The following is a 15,445-nucleotide window of genomic DNA, read 5'->3' on the forward strand; positions in this document are numbered from 1 at the left end:
TCGCCATCCACTTTCCGCAGAACACGGATCGTCTTCCCGCAGGACACGGTTCGTCAGTCCCCGGAACACGGATCGTCGACCGTTTTCCGCAGGAAGTGGCGTCCTCCGCATCCGATACTCAGTGCCCGCGGAACGCCTCCTCCAGCCACCAGGCCCCGCGGTCACCGACCACTTTGGCGTCGATGAGCAAGGGCGCCGACCGTGGACCGGCCACCCAGTCCTCCACCGCCTTCAGGTCCGCCGACGTGCGCACGGTCACCGCCTCGAAGCCGTATCCCCGGCCCACGGCCGCGATGTCCGTCGGCGGGAACTCGACCGTGTCGAGCGGGTATCCACCGGGCCCGAAGTGGTGCACTTCCGCTCCATAGGCCTCGTCGTCGTAGACGACGACCACCATCGGCAGGCCGAGCCGCCGTACGGTATCGAGTTCGACGGCGCTCATCAGCGCGCCGCCGTCACCGAGCGCGGCCACCGGCAACCGGTCCGGCCGCGCGAGCGCCGCACCGATCGCGGTGGCGAGCCCGAGGCCGATCGACTGGAACGCCTGGGTGAAACAGAGGCCGTTGTGGTCCGGCACCGACAGATACATGCTCGGGTAGCCCATGAAGTTGCCGGAGTCCACGCCGATCACCCGCTCGACGGGAAGGACATCGTCGAGCGCGATACTCAGCGTGCGCGGGTCGATCCGCTCACGGGTGCTCGTGTCGTCGTAGGGCACATCTCGCCAGCGACCGCGTGCGGCGATGGCCGTCCTGATGTCGGCGGTCCGGTATCCCTGACGCCGGCCGCCGCCTCCCGTACCGTCCAGCACGCGTTGCGCCGTGAGCTCCACATCGCCGGTGACGCCGAGTTGTACGTCCCGGTGGGTACCGAGCGCCGACGCCTCGTCGTCGACCTGCACGACGGTCGTGTCCGCGCCGATCAGGCTGCCGTGCCGCATGGTCCACATGTTCAGGGCGCAGCCCCAGCCCACGATCAGGTCGGCCCCCTGGATCAACTCGGCGGCCAACGGCGAGGAGAAGCCGCCGGACACGTCGAGCGACCACGGGTTGCCGTGGAACAGCCCGCGGGCGACGGCCGAGGTCGCGAGCAACGCGCCGTAGTGCTGGGCGAGTTCGGCGACGGCGTCCCGGCCGCCGGGGGTGCGCGCTCCCCGGCCGGCCACGAAGACCGGCCGTCGGGCCCCTTCCAGTACCTCGACCAGTGCTGCCGTGTCGGCTGCCGTCGGCTCGACCGCGGCCCGCGCGGCAGGCGGGGCGGCCAGGTCCAGCGCACCGTCCGGGACATCCAGGGCCTGCACCGGCAAGGGCAGGTTGAGGAGTACGGTCCGTCGTTCGTGCAGCGCACGCCGTACGGCGGCACACGCCTCCTCGACCGCGTCCTCAGGCGAGGTCACCCGGGCCGACAGCGCGCCCACCGCGTGGGCCAACGCCTCCTGGTCGATATGGAAGTTGGACCTCGGCTCGGTGACCTCGGCGGCCAACACCACCAGCGGCGTACGGCTCTTGGCTGCCTCGGTGATACCGGTGAGTGCGTTCGTCAGGCCGGGGCCCTGGTGCACGGTCAGCGCCGCCACCGTGCCGCTCATCCGCGCGTACGCGTCGGCCATCGTGGCCGCGCCGCCCTCGTGGCGCGCGGCGACGAACCGTGCGCCCGCCGCCAACATGCCGTTGGTCAGATGGAAGTTGCCCGACCCGACGACGCCGAAGACACGCTCGACCCCGGCCACCACCAGCGCCCTGCCGACGGCTTCCGCGACCTTCATGACCGCTCCACCAGGGCGAGCACCCGCGCGGGAGCGCCCGACCCCGTGACGATGGGCAGCGGTCCGGCGATGACGACAGCGCCGGTGGGCGGCAGTTCGGCCACGTTCCGCAGCTGGGTCAGCCCGTACTTGCCGCTGCCCATGAGATACGAGTGACAGGGAAAGGCCGGGTCGAAGGAGTGCGCGGCTCCGGCGTCGGTGCCCACCGTCTCCACACCGAGGCCGATGACCGGCGACTCCTGGGCCACCCAGCGGGCGCAGTCCGCTGACAGCCCGGGGGTGTGCGGGCCGTTCTCGTCGGCGTTGAGGAACGGCTCCTGCGCATGCGACCGGGCGTCCCAGCCGGTACGCAACAGCAGCCAGCCGCCGTCCGGCAGCGGTCCGTGCTCGGCCTCCCAGGCCTTCACATGGTCCACCTCGACGAGGAAGTCGGGGTCCTGCGCCGCCTCGGCGGAGAAGTCCATCACCGCGGCGGGTGCGATCAGGCGTCGCGCCGGCACCGACGCCACGTCGCCAAGGTCCTTCCCGGTGGCCCAGTGGTTCGGTGCGTCGAAGTGGGTGCCGGTGTGCTCACCGCTGCGGAAGTTGTTCCAATACCAGGCCGGGCCGCGGTCGTCGTACCGGCTGATCTCCTCCAGTTCGAACACCGCCGTCTGGCCGAATTCGGGAGGCAGTTGGATCACCGGCGTGGCGGCGGAGAGCGGTGAGGTGAGGTCGACGACTTCGACCGACCCGTCCCGCAACGCGGTTACCAGGGCGGCGAGGACGGACGGCACGGGCGGCTCGGGCGGCATGAAATCCTCCTGGGGCGACGACGCAGTCACACGGTTGCCGGTTCACGCGACGGCGTCCAGCGTAGATGCACGTTCCGCTCGGACCCGTCCGCCCGCAACAGCGAAAGCCGCGGCCGTACAGCGTCGGTGCGCGAGGTCGGCGGCTTGCGGCGCCCGGCGCCGAACTGCACCGGCCACTGCGCCGCCTCGCCCCGGTACTCCTGCTCGGCCGCCGCGTGCAAAGTCCAGTGCGGGTCGTAGAGATGGGTGCGGCCGAGGGCGCACAGGTCGGCGCGGCCCGCGAGCAGGATCGAGTTCACGTCGTCGTACGAGGCGATGGCGCCGACCGCGATGACCGCCGTACCGGTGGCGGCGGCGACCTCGTGCCGGATCCGGTCCGCGAACGGTGTCTGGTAGGAGCGGCCGTACGCGGGCCGTTCGTCCTTGGTGACCTGGCCCGAGGAGACGTCGATCGCGTCCGCCCCGTGCGCGATGAAGGCGCGGGCGATCTCGACGGCATCGTGCTCGGTGTTGCCGTCGGGCACCCAGTCGGTCGCGGAGATGCGCACGATCATCGGCCGCCCGGCGGGCCAGGCGGCGCGCACGGCGTCGAACACCTCCAGGGGGAACCGGAGCCGGTTCTCCAGCGAGCCGCCGTACTCGTCAGTGCGCCGGTTCGCGGTCGGCGACAGGAAGGAGGACAGCAAGTAGCCGTGCGCACAGTGGAGTTCGAGCAGGTCGAAGCCCGCCTCGGCGCCACGCCGGGCCGCACCGACGAAGTCGCCGACGATTGCGTCCAGTTCGGCGCGGGTGAGCTCACGGGGAACGGCCGATCGGGCGCCGTACGGCAGCGGTGAGGGTCCGGCGACCTCCCAGTTCCCCTCCGGCAGCGGCTCGTCCATGCCCTCCCACATGAGCCGGGTGGAACCCTTGCGCCCCGCGTGACCGAGCTGGAGGCCGATGCGCGCGGTGCTCCGGTCATGGACGAAGGACACGATCCTCGCCCAGGAGTCGCGCTGTTCGTCGGTCCACAGCCCCCCACAGCCGGGGGTGATCCGGCCCTCCGGCGAGGGGCAGACCATCTCCGTCATCACCAGTCCTGCGCCGCCCATGGCCTTGGAGCCGAGGTGCACGAGATGGAAGTCGCCGGGCACGCCGTCCTCCGCGGAGTACATGTCCATCGGGGAGACGATCACCCGGTTCTTCAGCTCCAACTCCCCCAGCCGGAAAGGCTGGAACATCGCCGGTACGCCACCGTCGCGCCCCTGGGAGGCGGCGAACGCCGCGTCGACCCGGCCGGCGAAGTCCTCGTCGCGGGCACGGAGGTTGTCGTAGGTGATACGACGCGAGCGCGTGAGCAGATTGAAGCAGAACTGGGTCGGCTCCTGGTGGACGTACATGCCGATGTTCTCGAACCACTCCAGCGAGGCCTGCGCCGCCCGCTGGGTGGACTCGACGACGGGCCGCCGCTCGGCCTCGTACGCGGTCAACGCGGTTTCCACGTCCGGGTGTTCGTGCAGGCAGGCGGCGAGGGCGAGCGCGTCCTCCATCGCCAGCTTGGTCCCCGAACCGATCGAGAAGTGCGCGGTGTGCGCGGCGTCGCCGACCAGGACGAGGTTGCCGTGGTGCCAGCGTTCGTTGCGTACGGTGGTGAAGTTGAGCCACTTCGAGTTGTTGGCGAACGCACGGTGACCGGCGAGTTCTTCCGCGAAGAGGTCCCGGATGCGCGCCACGGCCTGCTCGTCGGAGACCCCCGGCGCGAACTCGACCCCCTCGGTGGCGTCGAAGCCGGCGCGGCGCCAGACGTCCTCGTGCATCTCGACGATGAAGGTGGAACCGCTGTCGGAGTAGGGGTAACCGTGGACCTGCATGGTCCCCCACTCGGTCTCCTTGACGAAGAACTGGAAGGCCTCGAAGACCCGGTCGGTGCCGAGCCACATGTACTTGTTGCGGCGGCGGTCCAGAGTGGGGCGGAAGACATCCGAATGGGCCGCCCGGACAAGGGAGTTGGCACCATCGGCGGCGACCACCAGGTCGTGCGAGGCACGCAGCCCTTCGGGGGCGGGTGTCCGGAAGTGCACGGCGACCCCGAGGTCGCGGCAGCGCTCCTGGAGCAGGCGGAGCAGCTCTTTGCGGCTCATGGCGGCAAAGCCCTGGCCGCCCACGGTGTGGCTCTCGCCGCGGAAGTGGATGTCGATGTCGGTCCATCGGGCGAAGTGCCGCGCCATGGCGTCGGCGAACTCGGTGTCGGAGTTCTCGATGCCACCGAGCGTCTCGTCGGAGAAGACCACGCCGAAACCGAAGGTGTCGTCGGGGGCGTTGCGCTCCCAGACGGTGATGTCGTGGGCGGGGTCGAGCTGTTTCATGAGAGCAGCGAGGTAGAGGCCGCCGGGGCCACCGCCGATGATCGCGATCTTCAAGGGGGTTGTTCCTCTCACTGCTCGCCGCCGGGCGCGGGAGGTGCGGTGGGCGCGGCGGCCTGCTGGGGCTGCTGGCCCTCGGCCTGCTCCGCCTGCTCGGCTTCGATGATCCTGCGGAGTGCGAAGCGCTGGAGTTTGCCGCTCGTGTTGCGCGGCAGGGAGTCGCAGAACCGCACGTCGCGCGGGTATTTGTAGGGAGCCAGGACCTGTTTGACGTGGTCCTGGATCTCCTTGGCCTTGGCCTTGTCGCCCGGCACACCGTCGCGGAGCACGACGAAGGCGCACACGACTGAGCCGCGTTCGGTGTCGGGCCTGCCGACGACGGCGCACTCCAGTACGTCGGGGTGAGTGTCGACGGCGGCCTCGACCTCGGGCCCGCCGATGTTGTAGCCCGAGGAGACGATCATGTTGTCGCTGCGGGCCCGGTAGAAGAAGTAGCCGTCCTCGTCCCGGTGGAAGATGTCACCGGTGACGTTCCAGCCGTTCACGACGTAGTCCTTCTGCCGCTCGTCGCCGAGGTAGCGGCAGCCGACCGGACCGATGACGCCCAGCAACCCCGGTTCCCCGGGGCCGAGTTCCGCACCGTCGGGGCCGAGGACGGCCGCGCGGTAACCGGGTACCGGCTTCCCGGTGGCACCGGGCCGGATGTCGTCTCCGGCGGCCGAGATGAAGATGTGCAGCAGCTCGGTGGCGCCGATTCCGTCGATGACCCTGAGTCCGAGCCTGTCGCGCAGCCGCTCCCAGGTGTCCTGGGCGATGTGTTCGCCGGCCGACACTCCGGCCCGCAGCCCGGCGAGCCGCTGTTCCTGCCCGTCGCGCACGATCGCCTTGTACGCGGTGGGCGCCGTGGCGAGCACGGTGATGCCCTCCCGCTCGACGAGCTCCGCGAGTTGCGGCGGGGTGGCGGCCTCGGTCAGCAGGGCGCAGGCGCCGGCCCGCAGCGGGAAGACGACGAGCATGCCGAGGCCGAAGGTGAAGGCGAAGGGGGCGGTGCAGGCGACCAGGTCCTCCGGGAGGAGCTTCAGCGTGTGGCGGCCGAAGGTGTTGTCGATGGACAGGATGTCGCGGTGGAAGTGCATGGTGATCTTCGGAGTGCCGGTGCTGCCGGACGTCGGCCCGAGAAGTGCCACGTCGTCCGCGGCGGTCGCCACGTTGATGAAGTCGCCGGACTTGCCCGCGGCGCGCTCGACGAGATCACCGGGGCCCCTGCCGCCGTACTCCACCACCGCCAGCGACGGCAGGGTGCTGTCCCGGACGGCATGGGCGTCCTCGGCGAAACGGTGGTCCACCAGGGCTATGGACGGCTGCGTCCGCTCGACGATCGGGACGATCTCGCGGGCCCGCAGTGCCGCCATGGTGGTCACGACGACACCACCGGCCTTGAGCACTCCAAGCCAACACGCCACCGCCCAGGGGTTGTTGGGCGCCCGCAGTAGGACACGCTGACCGGGGAGCAGACCCAGGTCCTCGGTCAGCACCTGGGCAACCTGGTTGGCGCGCGTGCGGAGTTGGCCGTACGTCCAGGTCTCCCCTGCCGGGGTACGCAGCGCCGGGCGGTCGGCCCCGTACGTCGACACGGGGAGGTCGATGAGCTCGGTGGCGGCGTTGAGCCGGTCCGGGTAGTGGAGTTCGGGCGTGGTGAACTCGATCGTCGGCCACAGGTGCGCGGGCGGCAGGTGGTCGCGGGCGAAGGTGTCCAGGTGCGCCGAGGTCGAAAGGGACAACGGAGTCGAAGGAGACAACGGAGGAGTCCTTCCGGGAGCCCGCCGACGGGGGCGGCGGATCAGGCGGTGCGGATCATGCCCTCCTGGACAACTGTGGCCAGGTGACGGTGGTCGCGGGTGAAGAAGCGGCCCGTGCCCAGTCCGCGGCCCGCGTCCGCGGCCACCGCTTCCTGGACGTAGAGGAGCCAGCCGCCCACCGGTCCCGGACGGTGGAACCACATGGCGTGGTCGAGGCTGGCGGTGATCAGCCCGGGCTTGGCCCAGGGCAGGTCGAGCACCCGCAGGACGGGTTCGAGGATCGTGTAGTCGCAGACGTAGGCGAGGGCGGCCAGGTCCCGTTGCGCGTCGGTCAGTCCCTCGACGGAACGCAGCGGGTCGAACGGCTTCAGCCACACCGCCTGGTGCGGCAGCTGCTTGCCCTCGACGGTGAGGTAGACGGGTCCTGGCACATGCCGCATGTCGAAGCTGCGGCCGCCGGACCAGTAGGCCTTCGACTCGCCGGTCATCGTGCCGCCGGCGCGCTCCGCGAGGTAGGCCGCCGAGTCGGGCAGCTCCTCGGGATCCGGGACGACCTCGGCGAGTGGCGCCTCGAAGGTGCCGCCGGCCTCGCCCGCGGCGAAGTTGGCGAGGCAGACGTAGAGCGGCTTGCCGTTCTGGTAGCCGCGTACCTGCCGGGTGCTGTAGCCCCGGCCGTCGCGCAGTACTTCCACCTCGTACCGCACGCTCGCCCCGATGTCGGCCGGGCGCAGGAAGTAACTGTGCATCGAGTGCAGCGACTTGCCGTCGTTCACCGACCGCATCGCCGCGGCCGCGGCCTGCGCGACCAGATCACCGCCGTATGCCTTGGGCCACGGGCACGGCTGGGTGACGGCGGTGAAGGCGAGGTCGAAGTGCTCGGGCTCGGCAGGGGTGAGCGCGATGGCCCTGGTGAAGGTTTCCGAGGTGAAGTCGGTGTCCGAGGTGCCGTCGGCGGTAGTCATCGGTCGAGCCAGTCACGCAGGTCGGCGTCGGCGATGTCGGGGAGGTTCACGACGATGTTCTCCGGTGTCCGGGTCGTCATCCACGTCAGCGGTTTCGTCCGCGAGAGGTTGCATTCGACGTGCGGCATGAACGGCGGTACGAAGACCCAGTCGCCCTCTTCCATGTCGACGTAGTCCTCGAACTTCTCGCCGAAGTAGATGCGCGCGCTGCCCGACAGGACGTACCCGCCGGTCTCGGCCTCGCCGTGGTGGTGGGTGACCGAGCGGTAGCCGGGGTCGTTGCTGACCTTGCCGAACCAGAGTCTGGTGGCGGGGGTGTGCTGGATGCTCACGCCCGAGATCCGGACGGCGCCGCCGGAATCCGCGGCGCCCCCGTCCTCGGAGCCGCCGCGGGTCACGACGGGGGCGACGAGACCGCTGGGCAGTCGGTACATCGAGTTGTCGCCTTCGAGGCGGTACTTGCTGAGGTCGGGCTCCACGGAGTCGGCTCCGTTTCGGTTGTCGTGGGACGGGCCGTTTCGGTAGTCGTGACACGGGCGTTGCGGTTGTCGTGACACGGGCGTTGCGGTTGTCGTGACACGGACGTTTCGGTTGTCGTGACACGGACGTTTCGGTTGTCGTGACACGGGCGCTTCGGTAGTCGTGGCACGGGCGTTGCCGTTGTCGTGGCACGGCCGTGGCGGCGTCGGTAACCGGTGCCGCCGGGCTGGTGGGACCGAACACGTCATGTCTCGTATTTTTCACCGTCGTCATTTATTGTCAATACGCATCGCCGGACGGATCGGAACTCGGTCCGAACTCCCCTGGAGGCCCGCCGCATGACTTCACCCGTCGCCGTGAACCCGGCCGCCCTTCCGACGCCCCGCGGCTACTCCCACGGAACCCTCGCGGGAAACACACTCCACCTCGGCGGACAGACCGCTCTCGACGCCGATATGAAGATCGTGCCGGGCGGCATCGTCGAGCAGTTCCGCCAGGCCTTCGGCAACCTCCTGACCACGCTCCGCGAGGTGGGGGGCGAGCCCGGTGACCTGGTCAGCGTGACCATCTACCTCACCGACATCCCCGACTACCAGGCCCACGGCAAGGAGATCGGCGAGGTCTGGCGCGAGCTCGCCGGCCCCGTCTACCCGGCCATGGCCGGCATCGGCTGCACGGCCCTGTGGCAGCCGGAGGCCCTGATCGAGATTCTGGGCGTGGCGGTGATCCCCGAGGAGCGGCTCAGGGCGCCGCGCGGCTGAGCACTGCGCGTCGGCGGTGCCGCCATTCCGCACCCTGGATGACCGCCAGCGCGTGCTCGCCGCGGATGAGCGGTGCGCGCCGGCGGCTCACTGCCTCCGGTGCCGCTATCCAGCCCCGTGGATCACAGCCAGCGCACGCTCCCGCGCCGGCGCGCCCAGCGCCGCGTCCAGCTCGTGGAACATCTCGCCCGCGGTCACCCCGTTCCATCCCGGCGGGAGCAGCGCCAGCGGGAGTCCGGGATCGCGGTAGGGCAGCCGCCGCCACTGGGTGAGCATGGGGATGTACGTCCGGAACGCCTCCGGCGCGGTCGTCCCGGCCGCCGACATCCGATCGCGGACGGGGGCGTAGCGCCGTAGGAAGTCCGCGTACAGCGCGGTGAGTTCGTCCAGGTCCCACCACACGCGGACCTTTGCCCGCAGGTCGCCGAAGGCGAAGTGGTCCCCGGTGAAGAGGTCCACGTACGGAGAGAGTCCACGCCGCTCCAGGGTCCGCCGCGTCTCCCCCGCCAGGTTGCCCGGCGCCACCCACACCCCGGGTGCGGCGGTGCCGAAGCCCAGGCGGGTCAGGCTGGTCCGCAGGGCGTGCCGCTTCTCGCGCTCGGACTCCGGCACCGAGAACACGACCACGAGCCAGCCGTCGTCCTGGACCGCACGGGCCCGCTCGAAGATACGTACATCACCCTCGGCGAGGACTTCCAGGGTCGGCTCCGCGAGGGAGTAGCCCGCCGCGTTCGCGTGCCGCTCGCTGCGGAGTACCCCGCGACGCTTCAGGCGGGAGACCGCGGACCGTACGGCCTGCCCCTCCGCCCCGAGTTCCGCCATGAGCCGCACCACCGACGCGACCGAGAGCCAGTTGTGCTCGCCGCGCGCGTAGAGACCGAAGACCGTGATGATCAGCTGGCCGAGGCGGGTGTCGCCACCGCCCGGGGCGACAGAGGCCGACTGAAGATCCGCTGTCATGCCAGCACCATAGCGCCCGCCATACGCCGGGCCGCTCGGGCGATGCGAACCCGACCCACCCGATGAAACGGTTGCGTTTCTTTTGCCGTGCTGCTTAGCTATGCGTACGGAACGGTTTCGTTTCGATCGGTCAGAGTCGAGGGCCATGGGACTCGGTCAGAGTCGAGGCCAAGGAAGAGGCACCCATGCCCACGGACGCCACCCCCGCCACCCCGATCCGTCGCCCCCGAGTGACACCCGAGCGGGAGATCGAACTGCTGAACGTGGCACTCGACGTGATGCGGGAGGTGGGCTACGAGGCCCTGTCGATGGAAGTCGTCGCGACCCGGGCACGCTGTAGCAAGGCCACGCTCTACCGGCAGTGGAACAGCAAGGCAGGCATGATCGTCGCCGCCCTGCACACCGTGCGCCCGTTGCACTTCGATCGGGTCGACACCGGCACCCTCCGCGGTGACCTGCTGGCCTCGGCCGTCAGGCTGGCGTCCCACGCCGAGAAGGAGACCGCCCTCCTCTCCGGCCTCGGGCACGCCATCCTGACGGACGCCGCCCTCGGCCAGGCGATGCGCACCGCCCTCCTCGAACCCGACGCGGCCCACCTGATGAGCCTCGTCGACCGCGCCGTCGACCGCGGCGAACTGCCCCGGCGCCCCGGCGCCGCCCAGTTCCTCCCGTCGCTGCTGACGGGCGCCGTGATCAGCCGCCCCGCGTTCGAGGGCGTGTTCGCCGACGCCGACTACCTCACCCGGTTCACCGACACGGTCCTCATGCCGGCCCTCCTGAACTCCTGACCCCTTCTCACCCGCGCTTGGAGTTGGATCCTCATGTCACACACCTCGTTGACCGCCGTACCGAGCGGCCCCTCGGCATCCGATGCCGCCGACAAGTCGCACCGCAATCGCTGGTGGATCCTCGCGGTGGTCGGCATCGCCCAGTTGATGGTGGTCCTGGACGCCACCATCGTGAACATCGCCCTGCCCTCGGCACAGCAGGACCTGGGTTTCTCCGACGGAGACCGCCAGTGGGTGGTCACCGCCTACGCCCTCGCCTTCGGCAGCCTGCTGCTCCTCGGCGGACGTATCGCCGACCTCTTCGGCAAGAAGATCACCTTCATGGTGGGCCTGGTCGGATTCGCCGGAGCCTCGGCCCTCGCCGGCGCGGCCGGCACCTTCGAGTTGCTGGTCGCCGCCCGTGCCGGGCAGGGCCTGTTCGGCGCGCTGCTCGCCCCGGCCGCGCTGTCCTTGCTGACCACCACGTTCACCGACGCCAAGGAACGGGCCACGGCGTTCAGCGTCTACGGCGCCATCGCCGGAGCCGGCGGCGCGATCGGTCTGCTCCTGGGCGGGGTGCTCACCGAGTACCTCGACTGGCGCTGGACCCTGTACGTCAACATCATCTTCGCCGGTGTCGCCCTCGTCGGCGCGGCCCTTTTCCTGACCCGCAGCGCCCGGAACAAGAACGTCCAACTCGACGTGCCCGGCACCCTCATGGTCTCCACCGGTCTGTTCAGCGTTGTCTACGGCTTCTCCAACGCCGAGTCCCATGGCTGGGATTCGCCCGGCACCTGGGGCCTGCTGATCGCGGGCGTCGTCCTGCTGGCCGCCTTCACCCTGTGGCAGACCAGGGCCGCCCACCCGCTGCTTCCCCTGCGCGTCCTCGCCGACCGCAACCGCGCCGCGTCCTTCGTCTCCGTCCTCATCATCGGTGCGGGCATGTTCGGGATCTTCCTCTTCCTCACCTACTACTTGCAGCTGACCCTCGGCTTCACCCCGGTCAAGACCGGACTGGCCTTCCTGCCGCTGGTCGGTGGGCTCATGGTCACCACCGCCCTGGCCAACAACGTCCTCGTCCCGCGCATCGGCCCCAAGCCCGTCGTCCCGCTGGGCATGGCCGTGTCCGCCATCGGCCTCGTCTGGATGACCACCCTCGACCTGAACAGCACCTACGCCTCCGAGGTGCTGCCCCAACTGATCGTGATCGGCGCCGGAATGGGCCTGATCATCTCCCCCGCGATGGCCCTGGCCACCCAGGGCGTGGCCACCGAGGACGCGGGCGTCGCCTCCGCCACGGTCAACACCATGCAGCAGATCGGCGGCTCCATCGGCACCGCCCTCCTCACCACCTTCGCCTCCAGCGCCGCCACCGACTACCTCTCCGGCAAGAACCCCGCGGACCCTGCCGTCAACGCCCAAGCGGCCATGGAGAGTTACACCGCCGCCTTCGGCTGGTCGGCCGTCTTCTTCGCCGTCGGCGTGGTCGTCAGCTTCCTCCTCTACCGCCGCGGCGTGACCGAGGTGGACGAGGACGCCGCTCCTGTGGTCCACATGTGACCCACTGGCCGGCCGTGCGTGCGTGCGTGAGCGGCGTACGGCCCAGGACGGACGGTGCCGGGAGGGGACGCCCGGCACCGTCCTTTCGCGTACACCGACCACGCCGCGCGACGGCGGACTCCGGTCCACGCCGGAGTTCGCCGCTCAACGGCTCTCGTCGTCCTGTCACCGCTCGGTCGTAACGTGTCCGCGTGACCTCACACATCCAGTCCTACGCCTACTTACAACCGTCGGCCGTGCACGAGTCGACGGCCGGGCAGCGCACCCTCGCTCTGGAGACCTCCGGCGGAGCCACACCCTCCGGCGAGGCGGCCCATCCGCGGTTCTTCAGCGGTTTCCTGACCGCGCCGGTCGCCGCGGCGGCGGCATAGCTCACGGTCGCCGACGTCGCGGCCACGCGTTACCACCAGCCGGCCTCGCCGTCCTCGCTCGACCCGGTGGTGACGGCCGACGGCGACCGGCTGCGGATGGAGTCCTTCTCCGGCTGCTGCGGCGCCTACGCGCGCCTCGACCTGCTCGCGCCCGCCCTCGACGGCGACGACGTCGGCCACGGCACGACCAACGTCGACATCAACTTCCCGCTCCGTCGGGCGCTCACCAGGCTCGGCGGGCTGGATCCACTGCAACTGGCCGTCGGACCTGATGAGTTGGAGGTCACCACGTTCGACGGCCGGTTCATGGAGAAGCAGGTCCCGCTGCCGGAACGCTGATTACGAGGCTTCGCCGAGGCGTAGGTACCCGCGGCGGGCTTCACCCCGCGCGCCGAGGTCCCCGCCACCGCGGCCGCCTGCCTGCCTGCCTGCCTGCCTGCCTGCCTGCCTGCCTGCCTGCCTGCCTGCGGACGCTGCCATGGCCCACCACCCGCCAGTCAAGTGCCCGTCCGACGGACTGAGTTCAGCAACTCCTACGGCTGGCGCTGAAGCCGATGAGTTGAGTGCGCACCGGCATGTCCGCCGTGGACGGTCCCGCCCGCATGCGGGCGGGACCGTCGTTGCGGCTACCGGACCGGTGTCCCGTCGGACGCCGTGCTCGGTGCCGGGGCGTAACCGGTGGGCCGGGTGGTGAAGACTCCCCGGCCCTGGGTCCGGCTGCGCAGCCGGGTCGCATAGCCGAACAGCTCCGCCAGCGGCACGGTGGCGGCGACCACCACCGCCCCCGCCCGCGCGGTCGAGCCCGAGACCCGGCCGCGCCGCGCGGCCAGGTCGCCGAGCACCCCGCCCACGGCCTCGTCGGGCGCGGTGACCGTCACCTCGGCCACCGGTTCCAGCAGGACCATCGCGGCGGCGCGCAGTGCTTCCCGGAGCGCGAGTCGCCCGGCCGTCCGGAACGCCATCTCCGAAGAGTCCTTCGGATGGGTCGCTCCATCGGTCAGAACGACGCGCAGCCCGACCACCGGGTGACCACCGAGGGGCCCCTCGGCCAGGGCGTCCCGGCATCCCGCCTCCACTGCCCGGACGTACTCCTGCGGCACCCGCCCACCGACGACGGCGGACCGGAACTCGAAGCCCGTCGCGCTGCCACCGGCGTTGTCATGAGCGCCACCCGCGGCGGCGACCTCCAACGGCTCGACGTCGAGCACGACATGGGCGAACTGCCCGGCGCCGCCATCCTGCTTGACGTGCCGGTAGACGAGTCCGGCAACGCCGCGGACAACCGTCTCCCGGTACGCCACCTTCGGCCGGCCGACCCGGACATCCAGCCCGTGGGCGCGCCGGATCTTCTCCACCGCCACCTCCAGATGCAGTTCACCCATGCCCGACAGCACCGTCTGCCCGGTCTCCGGATCGGTCCGGACGACCAGCGACGGATCCTCCTCGACCAGCCGGGTCAACGCCGACACCAAGCGCTCCGTGTCGGCGCTCGCCCCTGCCTCGACCGCGACGGACACGACCGGATCAGCCGTGGTCGGCGGTTCGAGAACCAACGGTGCCCCGGGCGCGCACAGTGTCGCCCCGGCACGGACCGACTTCAGCCCGACCACCGCGACGATGTCCCCGGCCACCGCCCGGTCCAACTGGGCGTGGCGGTCGGCCTGGACGCGCAGGATCCGCCCGATCCGCTCGGTTCGCCGCGCGCCCGCCTCCCACACTGTCTCTCCCTTCCGGATCGTTCCCGAGTACACGCGCAGGTACGTCAGCCGCCCGGTGGCGGTCGCGCTCACCTTGAAAGCCAGTGCCGCGAACGGCGCCGCCGGGTCGGCGGCCCGCTCCTGCTCCGTACCGTCGAAAGTGCCGCGCACGGCGGGCACATCGAGCGGCGAGGGCAGATACGCCGCCACGGCGTCCAACAGCGGCTCGATCCCGCGGTTGCGGTAGGCCGAGCCGCACAGCACCACCACTGCGTCACCGGTACGGGTCAGGTCGCGCAGCGCGCTCGCCAGGGTCTGCGCGGAGACGGTGGACTCCGCGCAGAACTCCTCCAGCGCCACGGGGTGGAGTTCCGCCACCGCTTCCTCCAGCACCCGGCGGCGCCGGTGCGCCTCGTCGAGCAGCGCCTCGGGCACGGGCCCCTCCTCGACCGTGTCACGGCCGTCGGCCCAGACCAACGCCCGCATACGCAGCAGATCCACCACTCCGGTGAACCCGTCCTCCGCGCCGATCGGCAACTGCACGACCAGCGGCGCCGGATGCAGCCGCTCCCGGATCGACGCGACCGCCGAGTCGAGGTCCGCACCGGCGCGGTCCAGCTTGTTGACGAAAGCGATTCGTGGCACCCCGTACCGGTCGGCCTGCCGCCAGACCGACTCACTCTGCGGCTCGACACCGGCGACGGCGTCGAACACCGCGATCGCGCCGTCGAGCACCCGCAGCGAGCGGGTCACCTCGTCGGAGAAGTCGACATGGCCCGGGGTGTCGATCAGATTGATCTGGTGGCCGTCCCAGGCACAGCTGACGGCCGCGGCGAAAATGGTGATCCCACGATCTCGCTCCTGAGAATCGAAGTCGGTGACGGTCGTGCCGTCATGGACCTCACCGCGCTTGTGCGTGGTCCCGGTGAGATACAGGATCCGCTCGGTGACGGTGGTCTTTCCCGCGTCGACGTGAGCGAGGATGCCCAGATTGCGGACGGCGGTCAGCGGGTTGACAGGGTGAGTGGGACGGGTGGGGTCTCGGTGCAGGTCGGTACGCACGGCCCATGGCCTTTCAGAATGATCCGGAACGGGTCGGCGCGATTCCCGGACGAGACAACCTGTGCCCGCGGGCACGCCTGAGGAGGCGCAGCTCACGGGAACGCACGCGCCCGGTTCACTCGGTA

At 70.5% G+C, this 15,445-nt stretch carries 11 protein-coding genes and 1 pseudogene; 4 read left to right on the plus strand and 8 right to left on the minus strand.

Going from position 1 to position 15,445, the window contains the following annotated elements:
* Positions 1 to 118: 118 nt before the first annotated feature.
* The 6 genes from ACIPC1_RS23655 to ACIPC1_RS23680 are packed head-to-tail and all read right to left on the minus strand — an operon-like array spanning position 119 to position 8,141.
* Complete coding sequence (locus ACIPC1_RS23655; protein WP_402520014.1) at positions 119 to 1,765, minus strand: thiamine pyrophosphate-binding protein; 1,647 nt, start codon at positions 1,763 to 1,765, stop codon at positions 119 to 121.
* On the minus strand, positions 1,762 to 2,559 hold the full coding sequence (locus ACIPC1_RS23660) for a cyclase family protein (RefSeq protein ID WP_402520016.1): 798 nt from the start codon (positions 2,557 to 2,559) through the stop codon (positions 1,762 to 1,764). The genes ACIPC1_RS23655 and ACIPC1_RS23660 overlap by 4 nt, the downstream gene beginning before the upstream one ends.
* Before the next feature lie 26 nt (positions 2,560 to 2,585).
* Positions 2,586 to 4,958: a bifunctional salicylyl-CoA 5-hydroxylase/oxidoreductase gene (locus ACIPC1_RS23665; RefSeq protein ID WP_402520018.1), complete on the minus strand. Its 2,373-nt coding sequence runs from the start codon at positions 4,956 to 4,958 to the stop codon at positions 2,586 to 2,588.
* Positions 4,959 to 4,972: 14 nt separating this feature from the next.
* Positions 4,973 to 6,682 carry an AMP-binding protein gene (locus ACIPC1_RS23670; RefSeq protein WP_402520578.1) on the minus strand — a complete coding sequence of 570 codons (1,710 nt, stop codon included), beginning with the start codon at positions 6,680 to 6,682 and terminating at the stop codon, positions 4,973 to 4,975.
* Positions 6,683 to 6,741: 59 nt separating this feature from the next.
* Positions 6,742 to 7,662, minus strand: a complete 921-nt coding sequence (locus ACIPC1_RS23675; protein WP_402520020.1) for an acyl-CoA thioesterase — start codon at positions 7,660 to 7,662, stop codon at positions 6,742 to 6,744.
* A complete protein-coding gene (locus tag ACIPC1_RS23680; RefSeq protein WP_402520022.1) occupies positions 7,659 to 8,141 on the minus strand; it encodes a cupin domain-containing protein in 483 nt (160 codons plus the stop codon). Before ACIPC1_RS23680 ends, ACIPC1_RS23675 begins: the two co-directional genes overlap by 4 nt.
* Positions 8,142 to 8,480: 339 nt before the next feature.
* Here ACIPC1_RS23680 and ACIPC1_RS23685 point away from each other — a divergent pair, with 339 nt between their 5' ends.
* Positions 8,481 to 8,903, plus strand: a complete 423-nt coding sequence (locus ACIPC1_RS23685; RefSeq protein ID WP_402520024.1) for a RidA family protein — start codon at positions 8,481 to 8,483, stop codon at positions 8,901 to 8,903.
* A 105-nt stretch (positions 8,904 to 9,008) separates the two neighbouring features.
* On the opposite strand, the gene ACIPC1_RS23690 is transcribed toward ACIPC1_RS23685, so the two are convergent.
* Positions 9,009 to 9,863, minus strand: coding sequence for a PaaX family transcriptional regulator C-terminal domain-containing protein (locus ACIPC1_RS23690; RefSeq protein WP_402520026.1), 855 nt, complete (start codon positions 9,861 to 9,863; stop codon positions 9,009 to 9,011).
* A gap of 185 nt (positions 9,864 to 10,048) precedes the next feature.
* Between ACIPC1_RS23690 and ACIPC1_RS23695 the strand changes: the two genes are divergently transcribed.
* The 3 genes and pseudogenes from ACIPC1_RS23695 to ACIPC1_RS23705 all read left to right on the plus strand — a co-directional run.
* Positions 10,049 to 10,651 (plus strand): TetR/AcrR family transcriptional regulator, encoded by a 603-nt coding sequence (locus ACIPC1_RS23695; RefSeq protein WP_402520028.1) that lies wholly within the window; start codon positions 10,049 to 10,051, stop codon positions 10,649 to 10,651.
* A 33-nt stretch (positions 10,652 to 10,684) separates the two neighbouring features.
* Entirely contained in the window at positions 10,685 to 12,190 is a 1,506-nt protein-coding gene (locus tag ACIPC1_RS23700) for an MFS transporter (protein WP_402520030.1), read from the plus strand.
* A gap of 191 nt (positions 12,191 to 12,381) precedes the next feature.
* Positions 12,382 to 12,999 (plus strand): annotated as a pseudogene (locus tag ACIPC1_RS23705) (SWIM zinc finger family protein); the annotation flags it as partial.
* A 188-nt stretch (positions 13,000 to 13,187) separates the two neighbouring features.
* On the opposite strand, the gene fusA reads toward ACIPC1_RS23705, so the two are convergent.
* Complete coding sequence (fusA, locus tag ACIPC1_RS23710; protein WP_402520032.1) at positions 13,188 to 15,320, minus strand: elongation factor G; 2,133 nt, start codon at positions 15,318 to 15,320, stop codon at positions 13,188 to 13,190.
* Positions 15,321 to 15,445 lie beyond the last annotated feature (125 nt).

The organism is Streptomyces sp. NPDC087263 (genome assembly GCF_044744645.1).
Classification (GTDB): Bacteria; Actinomycetota; Actinomycetes; order Streptomycetales; family Streptomycetaceae; genus Streptomyces.

Coding starts and splice junctions, on each gene's coding strand:
- ACIPC1_RS23660 (WP_402520016.1), bottom strand. CDS start 2,559: ATGCCGCCCGAGCCGCCCGTGCCGTCCGTCCTCGCCGCCCTGGTAACC.
- ACIPC1_RS23685 (WP_402520024.1), top strand. CDS start 8,481: ATGACTTCACCCGTCGCCGTGAACCCGGCCGCCCTTCCGACGCCCCGC.
- ACIPC1_RS23695 (WP_402520028.1), top strand. CDS start 10,049: ATGCCCACGGACGCCACCCCCGCCACCCCGATCCGTCGCCCCCGAGTG.
- ACIPC1_RS23655 (WP_402520014.1), bottom strand. CDS start 1,765: ATGAAGGTCGCGGAAGCCGTCGGCAGGGCGCTGGTGGTGGCCGGGGTC.
- ACIPC1_RS23700 (WP_402520030.1), top strand. CDS start 10,685: ATGTCACACACCTCGTTGACCGCCGTACCGAGCGGCCCCTCGGCATCC.
- ACIPC1_RS23675 (WP_402520020.1), bottom strand. CDS start 7,662: ATGACTACCGCCGACGGCACCTCGGACACCGACTTCACCTCGGAAACC.
- ACIPC1_RS23690 (WP_402520026.1), bottom strand. CDS start 9,863: ATGACAGCGGATCTTCAGTCGGCCTCTGTCGCCCCGGGCGGTGGCGAC.